Origin of the sequence: Microbispora sp. CA-102843 (genome assembly GCF_050936215.1) — a bacterium.
Taxonomy (GTDB): domain Bacteria; phylum Actinomycetota; class Actinomycetes; order Streptosporangiales; family Streptosporangiaceae; genus Microbispora.
This window is the reverse complement of sequence record NZ_JBNJNF010000001.1, coordinates 9,614,456-9,630,470: the sequence shown is the minus strand read 5'-3', so window position 1 is coordinate 9,630,470 and position 16,015 is coordinate 9,614,456. Positions and strand designations below refer to the sequence as shown.

Sequence of the window (16,015 nt, the reverse complement as noted above, 5' to 3'; positions counted from 1 at the left end):
CGGTGGCGCCTTGATAGCAGTCGCTGCCCAGCAGCACTCTCATCGAAGCGCGTCGTAGCCGGTCCAGTGCCGCGGGAGGGGTCTAGTGCAACAGCTCCTCCGCCACGGCGAGGAGCTTGAGGGCGGTCGGGTCGGCGGCCCCGCCGCCTCGCGGCACCCGGTCGGAGATCCGCTGCAGCAGCACGTGGACGTCGTCGGCACCGGGTGCGGCGGAGAGCGCCGCCTCGGCCCGCCGCAGCCGCAGCAGAAGCTCCAGGCCGTACGCGGCCTGGGCGGCGAGCATCGCGAGGAGGTCCACGTCGGCGAGGTCCCCCCGCCAGTCCGACGACCTGTCGAGCACCTCCAGCACACCGATGCAGGTCTCCTGCCGGATGACCGGCGCCGCCATGATGCTGCGGGGGACGTACCCGGTGGACTCGGCGGCGTCGTGGGCGAACTGCGGCACCGCGGTCACCTCGTCGGCGATCATCGGCTGGCCGCTCGCCGCGACCCAGCCCGCGATGCCCGTGCCGGGCGGGAAGCGCGTCCCGATCAGGTGCTGCTCCCCCTCGCCCGACACGGCCTCGAAGACCAGCTCGCCGGTCTCCTGGTCGACCAGGAAGACCGACGCCGCGGCCGAGGCGAACACGTGCCGGGCGACCTCGACGGTGGACTGCAGCAGCCTGCGCTCGGTGATTTCGCTGTCGGAGCGCCGTTCATGCACGGACATGCGCGCCTCCCTTGGATGCGACGACGTTGCTGGCGGCCAGGTAGAGCACGGACTTGAGCTGGAAGGGGGTCATCCACCGGTGCCTGCTCAGGATGAGCGCGCAGATCCCGGTGATGTGCGGCGCGGCGAAGCTGTTCCCGGTGCTGCGGATCTCCCTGCCCCCGCGCCAGGCCACCGGGACCCGGACGCCCCGGGCAAGGAACTCGGCCGGCGGCGCGGGGTTGTAGTAGTAGGTCATCGGGTCGGGTTCGTCGTGGCTGGCCACGGAGATGACCGAGGAGAAGGTCCAGGGGAAGCTGACCACCGGCATGTTGTGGGCCGAGGCCACCAGCAGGCAGCGCCGGAAGTACGCCCGGTCGGCCAGCTCGTGCAGCTCGGGCAGATACTGGCTCCTGGTGGTGGACAGGCTGAGGTTGACGAGGTCGAACCCCTCCTCGACGGCCCAGCGCAGCCCGGCCAGCAGGGCGGCGCCGCTGCCGGAGCGCCCGTCGGTCAGCACCCGCACCGAGGTCAGTGAGACGGCCGGGGCGATCGAGCGGATCACGCCGGCGCAGGCGGTCCCGTGCCCCACGGGGTCGGCCGGGTCGCAGTCGGCGACCGTCAGGTCCGGGCCGTCGCCGGCGACCACCAGCGAACGTTCCAGGCCGCCGACCCGCGGATGGGAGGCGTCCACGCCGGTGTCGAGCACGCAGACACGCACGCCCGCCCCGCCGTCATCACCCGCGCAATCACCACCCGCGCCGTCACCACCCCATGCCCATTCCCTGGTGACGTCCTCAAGGCGGCTCACGCCGAACTCCTCCGGGGCCAGCCGGGAGGTCGCCAGGCTCCAGGCCGGCACCCCGGGGAAGTGGTCACGCCGCTCCCGGCGCCATGGGGGCTGCGTCAAGGTCGCCTCTCCTCCTCGATCCACCGGCGTACCCGCCGGGCGGGCAGCTCCGCTCCCTTGGCCGCGTAGTCGCGCAGCGCGCGGGCGGCGGCCCGGGCCGCCGCGCCGGTGCGCCCGGCCGCGCGGTGCACCTCCGCCAGGTCGGCCAGGACGTCCCCGCGCAGGCAGGGGTCGTCGGTGCGGGCCAGCAGCTCCTCCGCGAGAGCGGCGACGGCGCCCGCCGCGCCGTGGTCGCCGTCGAGGGACGCGACCCGGGCGCTCAGCGCGAGAAGGGTCAGCTCGCCGCGGGCCTGCAGCCGTCCGCCCGCGGCCCGCAGCCGGTCCAGCTCCCGCGCGGCCTCGGGGTGACGCCCCTGCCTGAGCAGCTCGCGCGCCGCGTAGAGCTCCAGCGTCCTGGCCGGCTCGGACTGGCCCGCCCGGTGGAGGTCGGCCGCCGCCCTGCGGAACAGCGCCTCCGCCTCGGCGTGCCGGTCGACGAGCGACTCCACCAGTCCGCGCACCTGGAGGACCGCGGTCGCCGCGAGGTCGAGGTGAAGGTCGCCGGCGTGCCGGTCGGCTTTGTCGAGGACGGCCCTGGCGGCGGTGACGTAGCCGGCCAGCGCGAGCAGCCGCGCCTCGGTGACCAGGACGGGCAGGAGTATCGCCCGGTCGGCGCGGAACCTGGCCGACACCCCGACGCACAGGCTCAGCCCCTCGGCCAGCGGCGTGGGGGACCACTGCGCCAGCTCGCAGAGCCCGCTGAGCAGGCGGTTCTCCTCATATCTGTCGCCGAGGGAGCGGGCCCGGGCCAGGGCGTCGCGCAGCGCCTCCTCGGCCGCCCCGAACCGGCCCTCGCCGATGCGCACCAGCGCCTCCAGATGGTGGAAACGGCACCACCCGAGGTCGTCGCCGGGGTCGGCGGCCAGCAGGTCGCGGAACGGCTCGGCCGACGCGGGGCGGGTGCCGAAGCGCGTCGCCAGCGTCTCGCGCTGGATGGAGCAGATGAGCCGGTTGCGCCGGTCGTCCGGCAGCATCCGCTCGGCCACGTCCAGCGCGTCGTACGGCCGGTCGGCCTCGCCGCGGGCGAGCCCGGCGTCGCAGATGCGCACCGCCAGCACCCGGTGCTCGGTGTGGCCGACCGGCAGCAGGTCGCGTCCCCGCTCAAGCAGGGCGATGGCGGCGGGCAGGTCCTTGCGGTGCAGCGCCTGGGTGCCCTCGCCGACGAGGGCGTGGGCGGCCCGCTCGGTGAGCGCCGGCAGCAGCGGGTCGTCCGGCCGCACCTCGCGTTTGAGCAGGCAGGCGGTCTCCAGGTGGTGGGCCAGGTCGCCGTGCGAGCCCTCCTCGCCGGCACGGGACGAGACGGCGGGGGAAGAGGCGGCGGCGCCGGCCCGGACGGCGATCCGGTCGGCGAGGGCCAGATGCCAGGTGGCCCGCAGGTCCTTGCGGGTCATGGCGTAGACCGTGTCCCGGGTCAGCGTCTGGGCGAAGTGGAACGACCCCGGAGCGTCCCCGCGCCGGATCATGCGCGTGCGGATCAGGCGCCCGAGCAGCTCGTCGACGTCGAGCCGGGCCTGCGGTTCTGCCGCGCAGAGGACGTCGAGCTGGTCGCGGGTGAAGCCGTGGCCGATCGTCGCGGCGCGTTCGAGCACGTCGCGCTCCCCCTCGTCGAGCCGGTCCAGGCGCGCGCCGAGCAGCGCCTGGATGGTGGGCGGCAGCGGGGCGTCCTCCCCCTCCTCGGCCAGCGTCTCCAGCAGCAGCTCGGCGAACAGCGGGTTGCCGTCGGAGCTCTGCGCGACCCGCAGGCACAGGGCCTGGCCGGCGGCCATGTCGTGGGCGACCACCTCGGCCTCCACATCGGCCTCCATCTCGGCCTCCGGCAGCCGGTTCGCGGCCAGCTCGGCGACCAGCCGTTCCATCTGCGCGGCGTCGAGCGCTCCCAGCTCGAACGCGACGGCACGCTCCGCGCCGTCCCCCCAGGCGGGCCGTGCCTCCAGCAGCTCGGGCCTGGCCACCCGTACGACCAGGACGGGCACGTCGGCGAGCCACGCCGCGAGGTCGTCGATCAGGTCGAGCAGGGTCGGCTCGGCCCAGTGCAGGTCCTCCCAGACCGCCACCAGCGGCCCGCGCCGGGCCAGCGCCTCGAACAGCGCGCGCACCGCCCGCGAGATCTCCTCGACGCCCGCGTCCTCCCCGGTGCGCGGCGCGCGTGAGGCGTCGGCGGTCGCCAGGCCGCGCAGGGTGGAGCCGCTCGACGCCTCCAGCGACGGCTGGATGTCCCGCCAGTCGTCGCCGAGGGACTCGACCATCTCCACGATGGGGCGATAGGTGATCCCCACGCCGTACGAGCGGCACCGGCCGCTGATCACGGTGACCTCGGCGGGCAGCTCGTGGACGAAGTCGCGCACGAGCCGGGACTTGCCGATCCCCGGCACGCCGAGCACGGTCACCACCCGGCACCGGCGGTCCCGCACCGCCTCGCGGTACGCCGTGCGGAGACTCCCGATCTCTGTGGCGCGGCCGATGAGCGGGATCTGGTCGTCGTCGTGCCCGGTGTCCGGCTCAAGGGAGGTCACCCGCCAGGCCCGTACGGGGTGGCTCTTGCCCTTCAACGTGAGCGGTGGCACGGGCTCGAGGCGCGCCTGGGCGCGCACCATGCGCGCGACCTCGTCCCCGACGAGGATCTCGCCGACGCCCGCGGCCGACTGCAGGCGGGCGGCGGTGTTGACGGTGTCCCCGATGACGCGCAGGTCCGCTCCCGGAGTGGCGATGACCACCGCCTCCCCGGCGCTCACGCCGCAGTGCACGTCGAGCCGGATGCCGTGGGTGGGGGCCAGGCCGTCGCTCAGCTCCCGCACCCGCTGCCGCGCGGCGTGCGCCGCGCGGACCGCCCGGAGCGCGTCGTCCTCGCGGCCGGCGAGGATGCCGAAGGCGGCCATGATCGCATCCCCGATGTACTTCTCCACCACGCCGCCGTGCTCCTCGATGCCGGAGGTGCACGCCTGGTAGTAGCGGTCGAGGACGTCCCGGAGGAGCTCGGGGTCGAGCCGTTCTGCGAGCTCGGTCGAGCCGACCAGGTCGATGAAGACGACGACGACGTTCCGGCGCGCAGGGCGGGCCGCCCCAGCGCTCATACGAGCTTGAGCTCCTGTCCCTCGACCTCGCCGGCCGCCGCGTCCAGGCGGGTCTTGATCGAGTTGAGCAGTTCGACCTCCGGCCTGCTCAGCTCGGCGAACACCTGTCGCTGCCGCTCGTTGAGCAGATCCACCGGGTGGCCCGCATCGCGCAGGGCCGTCAACGGGTCGAACGGCGCCGGCCCGCCCTGAACCTCGCGGCTGTTCATCGGCCACCTCCTGGTCGTGCGGGACCTGTCGGCCACGTGGGCGTACATCACGGTAGAGACGGAGGGTTCAGGGCCAGTATGGCGACGCCATGCCGTCGCCATACTGGCCCTGAACTGGCCGCTCCTACCGTTTGGATCGCACTGGCCACGACACCCCGAGGAGCGTGCCATGACCGAACAGAACGAGAACCTGCCCGAGCCCGAGGAGACCGAGGCCCCCGAGGTCGTCGCCCACTCGGACGAGGAGGGCGAGGAGACCCCCTGGTGCGGCGTGCACCAGGAGAAGGCCAACTGACCTCCACCCCGGTTCCCGGTCTTCCCCCGGTCTCCGGGCGGAGACCGGGAACCTCCCCGGCACAGCTCTCGTATTGACGCGGAGATCCGATGAACAAAGGTCAGCACCGGGGACCCGAGGCGCGGCCGCGCGTGATCGGAGGGGAGCGCGGCTGGTGGTTTCTGGGTCCCGGTGGAATAGCCCGTCTGAAGACGCACCACCTCACCCCGGCGCGCGAGCTGCGCCCCGAGGCGGAGCGCGTGCTGCGCGAGCGGGGCCTGTTCAGCCCGCCCGCCTACCGCAGCTACTCGCTCACGGTGCTGACAAGCACCAACTGCAATCTCGGCTGCGCCTACTGCTTCCAGAACACCGCGCAGGACGCCGCCGGCGGGAGCCGGCCGCCGCGGATCGCCTACTCCCGGCTCACGTCCGCCACCATCGACCTCATTCTCGGCTTCACCCGCCGCCGTCAGGCGGAGGCGGGCCTGGACAGCCTGGTGCTCATGCTCTTCGGCGGCGAGCCGCTGCTGAACCCTCGGGCGTGTGTGGAACTGCTGGAGCGGGCCGGCGCTCTCGGGTTGCGCTGGGCGAGCATGACCTCCAACGGCACGCTGATGACCGTCCCGCTCGCCCGGCGACTGGCCGGCCTCGGCCTGCGGGACGTGCAGGTGACGTTCGACGGCGACCGGGCCGACCACGACCGCATCCGGGTGCGGCGCGTGGGCGGCGGCACCTTCGACGACATCGTCGCCGCCATGGCCGCGATGACGGCGGCCACGCCGATCAGGTGCGACATCCGCGTCAACGTCTCCCACCACAACTACGCGAGGATCGACACGCTGGTCGAACGGCTCGGGCGGGACCTCGACCCGTCGCGCTGCTCGCTCTACTTCGCCAGGGTCGGCGACGTGGGCGTCGGCTACGACAACGATCTGATCTTCTCCGAGGACATGGCGGCCCGCTTCAACCGCTGGCAGCGCCGCGCGCTCGAACTCGGCTTCGCGGTGCCCCGCCCCCGCGCGCACACGCCCTGCCAGGCGTGCTCGTACCGCGACGGCAGGTACGGCGCGGTGGTGAACGCCGACGGCACGCTGTCCAGCTGCTGGGAGACGGCGGGGAAGCCGGACTGGCAGGTCGGCACGGTCAGGGACGGCTACCTGCCGGCCGACAGGACCGCGGGCAGGTGGATCTCCTGCGAGGAGTCCTACCAGTACGCCGGGGATCTGTCCGAGCTGACGAGGTTCCAGGACGACGTGGACGCCGCGCTCCTCGACTATCTGAGCGCCACCGGGCGGCTCGGGTCCGGCACGGCATGACGCGGGAGGACCGTCGTGGACCATCCTGACGCGACCGCCGTGAGGCGTGCGGTGCACGAGGCCGAGCCGGCGCCCGCGACGGACCCGGCCGGCCGTGACGGGGCGAAAACGGCCGCGCGCTATCCGGAGGCGCCCCGCTCGGATTCGGCCGACGTGTTCCACGGCCTGGTCGTCGCCGACCCCTACCGGGTGCTGGAGGATCCCCGCGACGAGCGGACCCTCGCGTGGACCGCCGCCCAGGAGGCGCTGTTCCGGCGCGAGCGGGCCGGCTGGCGGCACCTGCCAAGGTGGCACGCGGAGCTGGTCCGTCTCAGCCGGGTGCCGCTGTCGTCCCCGCCCCGCCCGCGCGGGAACCGGATCTTCTTCACCCGCAGGGAGCCGGGCGAGGACCAGCCCAGGCTGATGGTGTCGGAGGATGGCGTGACCCGTCCGCTCGTCGACCCGGCGGCGCTCGACCCGAACGGCCGTACGGTCCTGGAGGCGTGGCACCCGTCGGTCGAAGGAGACCTCCTCGCCTACCAGCTCTCCACCGGCGGCACCGAGGAGTCGCTCCTGCGCGTGCTCGACGTGGCGACCGGGGCGGTGGTGGACGGGCCGGTGGACCGGGTGCGGCGCTCGCCGGTCGCCTGGCTGCCCGGAGGCCGGGCGTTCTACTACGTGCGGCGGCTGCCCCCGGAGCTGAACCCCGGCGAGGAGCGGTACCACCGGCGTGTCCAGCTCCACCGCGTCGGGTCCGACCCGGCCGGCGACGTCGTGGTCTTCGGCGACGGCCGGGAGAAGACTTCCTTCTACACGGTCGCGGTCACCCCGGACGGCCGCTGGCTGACGGTGACCGCGACGGTCGGGACCGATCCGGCCACCGATCTGTGGCTGGCGGACCTGTCCTGCGGCCCGCCGGAGAGCCCGGCGCTGCGACCCGTCCAGGTGGGCCTGCCCGCCCGAGGCGCGCTGCGGATCGCCCCCGACGCGGGGCCCGGCGACCCGTTGTGGCTGCGCACCGGCCACGAGGCGCCGCGGGGCCGGGTCGTCGTGACGAGCGCCGCCGACCCCGGCCCGGAGACGTGGCGGACCCTCGTCGCCGAGCGGCCAGACGCCGTGCTGGCGGATTTCGTGCCGCTGACCGGCCCCGAGCTGCCGCGCCCGCTCGCCCTGGTGCGCTGGACGAGGCACGCGGTGTCCGAGATCACCGTGCACGACCTGACCGACGGCCGCGAGCTGGGAAGCGTGCCCCTGCCGGGGAGTGGGGAGGCCGGCCCGTTCTCCGTGCGGCCCGAAGCCGGGCACGTGGCCTGGTTCACGTACTGCGACCACACCACCCCGCCGCTCGTGCTCCGGTACGACGCCCGTACGGGCACCACCGAGCCGGACCAGCCCGGGCAGGACGTCCTTGGGGAGCCTTCCGGACTTTCCGGGGTGACCACCACCCACACCACCTTCACCTCGCACGACGGCACGCAGGTCCGCATGTTCGTCCTGTCTCCCGCCCTGAATTCCCCCGGCGAGCCCGACCGGCCGCGCCCGGCGATCCTGACCGGGTACGGCGGGTTCGGGGTGCCCATGTCCCCCGGATACATGCCGCAGGCACTGGCCTGGGTGCGGGCGGGCGGCGTCTTCGCCGTCGCCTGCCTGCGCGGCGGCGGGGAGGAGGGCGACGAGTGGCACCAGGCCGGCACGGGAGTGCGCAAGCAGCGGGTCTTCGACGACTTCGACGCCGCCGCCGGTCACCTGTTCGCGCAGGGCTGGACCGGCCCCGACCTGCTGGGGATCATGGGCGAGTCGAACGGGGGCCTGCTGACCGGCGCGGCGCTCACCCAGCACCCGGAGAAGTACGCCGCCGTCGTCTGCGTCGCGCCGCTGCTGGACATGCTCGCCTACGAGCGCCTGGGCATGGGATCGAGCTGGCGGGCCGAGTACGGCAGCGTGGGGGATCCCGACGAGTTCCGGGCGCTGCTCGCCTACTCGCCCTACCACGCGGTCCGGCCGGGCGTGCGATACCCGCCCGTGCTCTTCGCGGTCGCGGGCGGCGACACCCGGGTGGATCCGTGCCACTCTCGCAAGATGTGCGCGATGCTCCAGCACGCGTCGGCCGGGCCGGGCCCGGTGCTGTACCGGCTGGAGCGCGACGTCGGCCACGGCGCCAGGGCGGCGTCCCGGAAGGCGGCGCTGCTGGCCGACGTCATCGCCTTCCTCGCCGCCCACCTCGGCCTGGATCCGCCGACGTGAACGTCCTGCTGTGCCCGTTCAGCGACCCCGGTTACCTCTATCCCGCGGTGGCGGTGGGGCTCGAACTGCGCCGCGGGGGGCATCGCGTGCTCGTCCTCGGCAGGTCGGGCGCCGCCCGCCCGGCGGGCGCCGCGGGGCTGGCGGCGCTGGACGCGGCCGGATACGAGGGGACGGGCGGCTTCTCCGTGGGCCGCTGGACCCACGGCGGTGAGGCGCAGTATCGGGCGGTGCGGCACGCCGCCCGCGAGTCGCGGGCCGACGTGCTGGTCACCTCGGTCCTCGGGCACGGCGCGCTGCTCGCGGCGGAGACGCTCGACCTGCCGGTCGTGGTGCTCGGCTTCGCCGCGCACCTGTGGCCGTACGCCGCGGGCGGCGAGGGCGAGCCGCAGCACGTGGTGCGGCGCGAGTGGCGCCTGCGCGAGCTGCTGCGCCACTATCGGGGGCTGCGCGAGCGCGTCGGTCTTCCGCCGCGCCGTGACCCGCGGCCCGACCGCCCGCTGATCGGCTCCGGCCTGCTGCTGCGCGGGCATCCCGCGCTGGAATGTTCTGGCGCCGTTCTGCCGGAGGGGGTGCGGCACGTCGGGCCGTGCCCCTGGGAGCCCGCGGCCGACCCCGGCGAGCTGGACCGGATCGACCGCCACCTGGCCGGGGTGGGCAAGCCGGTCGTCTACGTGCACCTTGGCCGGCAGTTCGGTGGGTGGAGCCTGTGGCCCGCGCTGAACGAGGCGTTCACCGGGGGCCCGTTCCAGGCGCTCGTGGAGCGGGCTCGTAGCGGCGACCCGAGCCCCGCCGCCGGCGCCGACGTCCTCGTGGTGCGCGAACCCTGGATGGGGCCGCTGGTCGAGCGGGCCGCGCTGGTGCTCACGAACGGCACCACGTCTCCGGTGCTGGCCGCGCTGCGGCACGGCAGGCCGCTCGCCGTCGCGCCCGCCGGGTCGGAGCAGCCGCTGCTCGCGGAGGCGTGCGTACGGGCCGGGGTGGCGGTCCGGTTCCCCGGCGGCGACGAGCCGGGCTCGGGCGCCGCGGCGCTGGCGGCGGCGCGCGACGACGGCGCGTTGCACGAGCGCGTACGGCGGCTGGGCGCCGGGCTGAATCGGTGGGACGGCCCCGCCCTGGCCGCCGGCCACGTGGTCGCGGCGGCCGGACAGGCACCGTCCTGCACCGCGGAAACGCTCATGGCGCCCGAGATCGGCCACGAAGAGCACAGCGAGAGGTTCCGCACGGCGGAGCGGATGGAGGCACGCACGTGACGACGGTTTCGCCGACGCCATTCGACCCCGGGTTCCCCGCCGATCCGTACTCACGCCTCGCGCCGTTCCGCGAGGGCTGCCCGGTGGCGCGGGTCACGACGCCCGCGGGCAGGCCGGTGTGGATGATCACCCGGGACGAGGACGTCCGGGACGCCTTCCTGGATCCCCGCCTGTCGATGCGGGGCGGGCGGACCGATCCCTACCCGCCGACGCGCCGGGCGCTGGACATCACGCTGGTGGGGCACGACCCGCCGCACCACACCAGGCTCCGCCGGCTCGCCGCGCCCTGGCTCACCCCGGCCCGCGTCGAGGCGTACCGGCCTGCGGTCGAGACGGCTGCCGCCGAGCTGCTCGACGCCGCAGGGCGGGACGACCCGGCCGATCTCATGCGGTTCGCCCACGCCTTCTCCTTCCAGTCGATGTGCGCGCTGCTCGGCGTCCCCGCCGCCGACCGGCCGTGGCTGTACGTGTGCGCGGAGTCCGTCTTCGCCCGGCCGATCCGCGACCGGGACCGGGTCCAGGCGAACCTCGACCGGCTCGACGCCTATTTCCGGGAGCAGGTGGCGCGGCGCGCAGGACCTCGGCGGGCGGAGCCCGGCGATGACGTGATCTCGGCCGTCGTCGCGGCGTGGGAGCCCGGCGGCGCGGTCGGCCGGGACGAGGTGGTCTCGCTCTGCGCGACGCTGCTGCTCGCCGGCTACGAGAGCACCGCCCAGATGATCGGCATGTCGATGGCCGCGCTGCTCGCCCGGCCCGAGTTGCTCGCCGCGCTACGCGCGGGCCCGGGCACGCTGCCGCACGCCGTCGAGGAACTGCTGCGCTTCCAGACCCCGGGGCCCTTCGGCACGATGCGGACGGCATCCGAGGACGTGCTCGTCGGCGGCACGGTCATCCCCGCGGGCGGCCGGGTCCTGCTGTCGATCGCCGCGGCCAACCGGGACCCCGCCCGGCACGCCGATCCCGACGTGCTCGACCTCGGCCGCGCCACGGCCACGAGGCACCTGACGTTCGGCCTGGGCACGCATTTCTGCCTGGGATCCGCGCTGGCCAGGATGGAGCTGACCGTGGCGCTGCGCGCGATACTCACGCGCTACCCCCGCATCACACCCGTGGTCGCGCCGGACGGGCTGGCCTGGCGAGGTAACCACCTCAACAGGGGCCTGGCCGAGCTGCCCGTCCGCCTGCACGGCTGACGTCCGCCCGCCGGGCGCATACCGGCCCCATACCGCGTCCCTACTGCACGCCAACCGCCGGTTGGGACGCTCAGAGCACCTATCGACGAGGTGGCATTGGCATGACCGAGCGAAGCGAACTACCGCCGCTGCGCCGTAACTTCCGGTTCCAGATGCTCTGGATCGGGGCGGCGGCATCGGAACTGGGAACGACGCTCACCTGGGTGGCCTTCCCGCTGCTGATCCTGACCGTCACCGGTTCTGCCGCGCTGGCCGGGTTGGTCAGCGCCTGCCGGATCACCACCAACCTCCTGATCTCCCTGCCCGCCGGGGCGTGGGTGGACCGGTGGGACCGGCGGCGGATCGTGATCGCCGCCGAGGCGGTCCGGTTCCTCACCCTGGCCGCGCTCACCGTCGCCATCCTGGCCGGCCGGGTGGCACTGTGGCAGATCGTGGTGGTCGCGGTGGTCAACGGCGCCGCCGACTCCTTCTTCAGCCCCGCAAGGGCCGCCGCGATCCGCGCCGTCGTGGCTCCAGAGCAGCTTCCGGAGGCGTACGCCCAGGAGGAGGCGCGCGGGCACGCGGCCTCCCTCGCCGGGCCGCCGCTCGGCGGCTTCCTGTTCGGCCTGGGCCGGGCGTTCCCCTTCGCCGTGGACGCGCTCAGCTACCTGGTCTCGCTGGTGTGCGTCGTGCTCGCGCGGGTGCCGCGCCGGCCGGCGGAGACGGCGGAGACGGAGGAGCGGCGCCAGACCGGGATACGGGCCGACGTCATGGAGGCGGCGGGCTGGCTGTGGCGCCAGCGCGGCCTGCGCGCCGGGCTGGCGTTCTCCCTGGTCGCCAACCTCGTCGCGAACGCGCTGCTGCTGCCCGTCATCGTCATGGTCGAGGCACGCGGCGGCGACCCGGCCGCGACCGGCATCGTGCTGGCCGGCCTCGGCCTCGGCGGCCTGCTCGGGGCGACCCTGTCGGCCAGGATCGGGCGCCTGCTGCCGCCCGGGAAGCTCATGCTGGCCGTGGTGGGGTTCTTCGCGCTGGCCGTCTGTGCGACCGCCCTGCCGTTCGGCCCGTACTGGCCGGTGGTCCCGCTCTTCCTTGCGATGGTCGCGGTGCCGGCTCTCAACGTGGTCCTGCGTGTCCTGGTCGCCAGGCTCGTGCCGGACGCCATGATGGGCCGGCTGGTCTCACTGTTCACCATGGCGAGCATGGGCCTGACCCCGGTCGGGCCGTTGCTCGGCGGACTGCTGGCGCAGTACGTCGGCGGAGCCGGCGCTTTGGTGGCCGTGGGCGGCCTGCTGGCGGCGGGCTGCGCGCTGGCCTCGATCAGCCCCGCGCTGCGTGGCCTCGAGGTGGCGGCGCCCGGCACCCCCGAGCCCGGCACCCCCGAGCCCGGCACCGCCGCCACGGACTCCGCTCCCGGAGATTCGGCAGCGGCCCAGGAGTCAGTGGGGACGGTCCCCGCGGAGCTCGGCCGCGAATCGGTGGGCGAGCGGTGACATCGCGTACGACAAGGAGTGGGCGACCACCTCGGCGTCGGTCTCGATCTGCGGAATCGACAGGATGCCGGCCTCCAGCAGGGACTCGATGACCCGCTCGCCCGGCCCTTCGGTGCCGTCCAGCGCCGCGACGAGCTCCTCGTGCCCGAAGACAGGGCCGTCGAGCGCGCCCAGGGCGAGGAACGCGGCGCGGTGCGGCCACGACGGGTGGGCGTAGGACTCCTCGAACCGCCGGCGCAGCGACACGTCCCCCGCGACGAACTCGTCCAGCACGTTCTCGATCCGTTCCAGCCGATCGGCCAGCAGGCCGAGCGGCAGGTGCCGCAGCCCGGCGAGGCGGCACCCGAGTAGACGCAGGACCAGGGGCGACAACCCGCACCTGCGGAAGATCCGGAGGACGGCGGGCAGATCCCCGGCCACCCGGTCGCGGCCGATCGACCGGCTCAGGAACTCGACGCCCTCACTCGTGGACAGGTCTTCGAGCCCGATCCTGGCCACCGACTCCAGCCCGCTGAGCCTGCTCCGGCTCGTCACCAGGACCCTGCTCGACGTGGTGCCGGGAAGCAGCATGCGGACGCTCGACTCGTCCGGCGAGTCGTCGAGCACCAGCAGGACCTTGCGGTCGGCGAGCCACGACCGCCAGACGGAGGCCAGCACGTCGTCCTCGCGCACGCCGGCGACCTCCAGCCCCACGTCCTCCAGGATCTCCCGCTGGACGTCCGCGGCCGTCCTGGGGACGCCGTGGCGCCGCAGCGGGATCACCACGGCGCCGTCCGGATAGCGGGGGGCCAGCATGTGCGCGACGTGCACGGCGAGGGCGGTCTTGCCGGTGCCGAGCCCGCCCGTGATCACCGTGACGGGTGCGGGCTCGTCCAGGATGTGGTGCACCTCCGTCTCCCGGCCAACGAAGTCGTCGATGTCGCGGGGCAGCCGGTTCGCCAGGGCGCGTACGGACCGGGGGCGGGCGACGGCGGCCAGGCCGGGGAGCCGCGCGGGCGGGGGCCCGTCACCGCGGAGGATGGCCTGGTAGAGCTGCCTGATCACCGGGCTGGGATCGATGCCCATCTCGGCGGCGAGGTGCCGGCGCAGGCCCTCGAAGTGCGCCAGGGCCTCGGCGGCCCGCCCGCATCGCGACAGGGCGGTCATCCTGGCCGCCGCGACGCGCTCGCGGGCGGGGAACCGCGCGGCGACGACGTCGAGGGAGCCCAGGGCCTCGACGTGGCGGCCCAGCTCGATCTCCAGCTCGACCCAGTCCTCGTAGATCGACAGGAAGAGTTCGGTGAAGCGGCCCACCTCGGCGGCCACGAGCGGGACATGGCAGAACTCCTCAAGCGGCCGTTCCCGCCACATGCGGACGGCGTCGCCCAGCAGCGCGGCGGCGGTGGCGAGGTCTCCGCTCCGGACGGCGGCGCGCCCCGACCTGCCGAGTTCCAGGAAGCGCAGCAGGTCGAGCTCCTCGCGATCGGCGCTTATGCGGTAGCCCCACCCCTGGAAGCTGATCCGATCGCCCACGATCTTGCGGAGCGCGGACATGTAGACCTGCAGGTTCTTGCGCGCCGTACGCGGCGGGGTCTCGCCCCACAACGAGTCGATCAGCTGGTCCGACGGGATGACCGCGTTCGCGTGGCACAGCAGTATCGCCAGGAGGAGCCGTTGTTTCGGAGCGCCGATGACGGCCCTGCGGCCCGCGACGCGGACCTCCAGCGAGCCGAGAATCGAGCAGTGCAGTCGCGGCGAGCTCACGTCACCCATGGCGCTTTCCTTGGTCCGGGTCTGCGCGGCGACCTCGGTCACCGGCCGGAGCCGAGTGTCCGAGTGCCCAGCAGGAGGAAGTCGACGAGTTCGAGCGGCGATGGAGGTCCGGCGTTCTCCAGGGCCGCCAGGTGGAGCGTCCTTATCGCGAGCGCGGCGGCCGTGGAGACCGCGCGTCCCCCGGCCTTCGCCTCGAACCAGCGCCAGTCGCCGTCGGTGTTGACCTCGAGGAACACCACCTCGCCCGCGCTGAGCAGCAGGTCGAAGGCGCCGTAGGTCAACCCCCACAGGCTCGCCAGCCCGCGTACGGCGTCGGCGACCGCGGGCGGGGCGGCGACCGGCGTGACCGTCACCTCGGCCTCCTCACGCCACGGCGAGTCGGGGGCCCGCTTGCCGACGGCGTACGCGTGCACGGCCCCGGCGACGTGGTAGACCCGCAGCTCGGCGTCGTGCTCGACGTGCTCCTGCACGATGACCGGATAGTCGAGGGCGGGCCGGCGCAGGACCTCCGCACGTGCCGCGATCTCGGGGAGCACCCCGGTCAGAAGCCCGGGCGAGGCCTCGACGAAGTGCTCCCCGACGACCTTGACCACGACCCTGGGGCCCGGCATCGCGGCGGCGGCCTCCGCCGGGGCGGTGGTGACGACCGTCCGGGGGACGCGGATGCCGGCCGCCGCCGCGCCCGCCAGCTGCTCCAGGCGGCCGGGACGATTCCCGGGCAGGCTCTCCGGCGCGAGCGAGCAGAGCTGGCGCACGAACGCGTCCCAGGACTCGGCCCGCAGGAGGGTCTGCGTGGCGCTCGCCGTCGCGGGCATGGCCCGGGGGGAGAAGTGACGCGCCCAGACGACGGTCGGGGCGACGCGGCGGCCGTCCAGGTCGAGCACCCCACACGTTCTCCCTCCAGCGGCTCCGCCGTGCTCGGCCTCGCCGGTCACCGTGACGGTCAGCCGCAGCGAGGCCACGCTCTCGGCGTCGACGCGTACGCTCGGCACCCCGAGGTGGTGCAGGGTGTCCTGGAGGACGGCGAACTCGGCGCAGCCCGCACGGTCGGCCAGCACGACGCAGGGTGCGGGGTCCGTGACGGGCCCGGTCTCCGGGAGCCGCCACGACACCGAGCCGGGCGATCCGCGCAGGTCGACGGTGAGGTGAGGGCCGCCGCACGACCGGCCGGGCCCGGCCGGACCCGGGACGCCGGCGGCGCTCAAGGCGTGACCGCGGCCGTGCTCGGTCCGAATCCGTCACCTCGCGCCGGTGGCGCCTCCACCGGCATCGTTTTCCTGATCACGCCCATATCCCACAAGTCAACGGTGGTCCGGGTTTGCTGTCAATAGAACGTAATGTGGTTAATCGATAGTTTTATTGTGAAATGTGGGAGTTGCGCGTCCAAGCAGGTCACCGGACATGTATGTCCGGAAAGTGGTGACTTCCGGAAGTCCTGTCTGCTGTTCTGTCGCGGTGTGTAATTTGTGGTCGGCAGCAATTCCTGAATAGGGGCACCCCTCGTGCTGATCGATAATCGCCCGGGTCACGACGACCACGGCGGCCGGTGGCTCATTCCAGCGCGGCACCTAAACTGGGATGCACTCGTGCGGAACCCGCTCCCTTCGCGACCGTCGCG

12 protein-coding genes are annotated in these 16,015 nt (G+C 74.0%); 6 read left to right on the top strand and 6 right to left on the bottom strand.

Features of this window, described 5'->3' with window-relative positions; translation table 11 throughout:
* Positions 1–82: 82 nt before the first annotated feature.
* Genes ACQEVJ_RS45025 through ACQEVJ_RS45010 form a run of 4 tightly spaced genes read right to left on the bottom strand, consistent with a single transcriptional unit; the run spans position 83 to position 4,917 of the window.
* Positions 83–709 carry a GAF domain-containing protein gene (locus tag ACQEVJ_RS45025; RefSeq protein ID WP_433111956.1) on the bottom strand — a complete coding sequence of 209 codons (627 nt, stop codon included), beginning with the start codon at positions 707–709 and terminating at the stop codon, positions 83–85.
* Positions 696–1,598, bottom strand: coding sequence for a S8 family serine peptidase (locus ACQEVJ_RS45020; protein WP_433111953.1), 903 nt, complete (start codon positions 1,596–1,598; stop codon positions 696–698). The genes ACQEVJ_RS45025 and ACQEVJ_RS45020 overlap by 14 nt, the downstream gene beginning before the upstream one ends.
* Positions 1,595–4,708, bottom strand: coding sequence for an AAA family ATPase (locus ACQEVJ_RS45015; protein ID WP_433111950.1), 3,114 nt, complete (start codon positions 4,706–4,708; stop codon positions 1,595–1,597). Before ACQEVJ_RS45015 ends, ACQEVJ_RS45020 begins: the two co-directional genes overlap by 4 nt.
* Complete coding sequence (locus ACQEVJ_RS45010) at positions 4,705–4,917, bottom strand: aroma-sacti cluster domain-containing protein (RefSeq protein ID WP_433111947.1); 213 nt, start codon at positions 4,915–4,917, stop codon at positions 4,705–4,707. The genes ACQEVJ_RS45015 and ACQEVJ_RS45010 overlap by 4 nt, the downstream gene beginning before the upstream one ends.
* Positions 4,918–5,086: 169 nt before the next feature.
* Between ACQEVJ_RS45010 and ACQEVJ_RS45005 the strand changes: the two genes are divergently transcribed.
* The 6 genes from ACQEVJ_RS45005 to ACQEVJ_RS44980 all read left to right on the top strand — a co-directional run bounded on the left by ACQEVJ_RS45005 (position 5,087) and on the right by ACQEVJ_RS44980 (position 12,645).
* Positions 5,087–5,212, top strand: a complete 126-nt coding sequence (locus ACQEVJ_RS45005) for a hypothetical protein (protein WP_433111945.1) — start codon at positions 5,087–5,089, stop codon at positions 5,210–5,212.
* Between the two features lie 89 nt (positions 5,213–5,301).
* Positions 5,302–6,507, top strand: a complete 1,206-nt coding sequence (locus ACQEVJ_RS45000) for a radical SAM protein (protein ID WP_433111942.1) — start codon at positions 5,302–5,304, stop codon at positions 6,505–6,507.
* Positions 6,508–6,522: 15 nt separating this feature from the next.
* Positions 6,523–8,730 (top strand): prolyl oligopeptidase family serine peptidase, encoded by a 2,208-nt coding sequence (locus ACQEVJ_RS44995; RefSeq protein WP_433111939.1) that lies wholly within the window; start codon positions 6,523–6,525, stop codon positions 8,728–8,730.
* Positions 8,727–9,980: a glycosyltransferase gene (locus ACQEVJ_RS44990; RefSeq protein WP_433111936.1), complete on the top strand. Its 1,254-nt coding sequence runs from the start codon at positions 8,727–8,729 to the stop codon at positions 9,978–9,980. The genes ACQEVJ_RS44995 and ACQEVJ_RS44990 overlap by 4 nt, the downstream gene beginning before the upstream one ends.
* Positions 9,977–11,173 carry a cytochrome P450 family protein gene (locus ACQEVJ_RS44985; RefSeq protein ID WP_433111933.1) on the top strand — a complete coding sequence of 399 codons (1,197 nt, stop codon included), beginning with the start codon at positions 9,977–9,979 and terminating at the stop codon, positions 11,171–11,173. Before ACQEVJ_RS44990 ends, ACQEVJ_RS44985 begins: the two co-directional genes overlap by 4 nt.
* Before the next feature lie 101 nt (positions 11,174–11,274).
* Complete coding sequence (locus ACQEVJ_RS44980; protein ID WP_433111930.1) at positions 11,275–12,645, top strand: MFS transporter; 1,371 nt, start codon at positions 11,275–11,277, stop codon at positions 12,643–12,645.
* Here ACQEVJ_RS44980 and ACQEVJ_RS44975 read toward each other — a convergent pair.
* Both ACQEVJ_RS44975 and ACQEVJ_RS44970 read right to left on the bottom strand, forming a co-directional pair.
* Positions 12,592–14,439 carry a BTAD domain-containing putative transcriptional regulator gene (locus ACQEVJ_RS44975; RefSeq protein ID WP_433111927.1) on the bottom strand — a complete coding sequence of 616 codons (1,848 nt, stop codon included), beginning with the start codon at positions 14,437–14,439 and terminating at the stop codon, positions 12,592–12,594. The two genes, ACQEVJ_RS44980 and ACQEVJ_RS44975, sit on opposite strands and share 54 nt — an antisense overlap.
* Complete coding sequence (locus ACQEVJ_RS44970) at positions 14,436–15,602, bottom strand: hypothetical protein (protein WP_433111924.1); 1,167 nt, start codon at positions 15,600–15,602, stop codon at positions 14,436–14,438. Before ACQEVJ_RS44970 ends, ACQEVJ_RS44975 begins: the two co-directional genes overlap by 4 nt.
* Between the last annotated feature and the right edge of the window lie 413 nt (positions 15,603–16,015).

Bases quoted from the DNA above. Each gene is read 5' to 3' on its own strand.
- ACQEVJ_RS45025 (WP_433111956.1), bottom strand. From the start codon at position 709: ATGTCCGTGCATGAACGGCGCTCCGACAGCGAAATCACCGAGCGCAGG.
- ACQEVJ_RS45015 (WP_433111950.1), bottom strand. From the start codon at position 4,708: ATGAGCGCTGGGGCGGCCCGCCCTGCGCGCCGGAACGTCGTCGTCGTC.
- ACQEVJ_RS45010 (WP_433111947.1), bottom strand. From the start codon at position 4,917: ATGAACAGCCGCGAGGTTCAGGGCGGGCCGGCGCCGTTCGACCCGTTG.
- ACQEVJ_RS45005 (WP_433111945.1), top strand. From the start codon at position 5,087: ATGACCGAACAGAACGAGAACCTGCCCGAGCCCGAGGAGACCGAGGCC.
- ACQEVJ_RS45000 (WP_433111942.1), top strand. From the start codon at position 5,302: ATGAACAAAGGTCAGCACCGGGGACCCGAGGCGCGGCCGCGCGTGATC.
- ACQEVJ_RS44980 (WP_433111930.1), top strand. From the start codon at position 11,275: ATGACCGAGCGAAGCGAACTACCGCCGCTGCGCCGTAACTTCCGGTTC.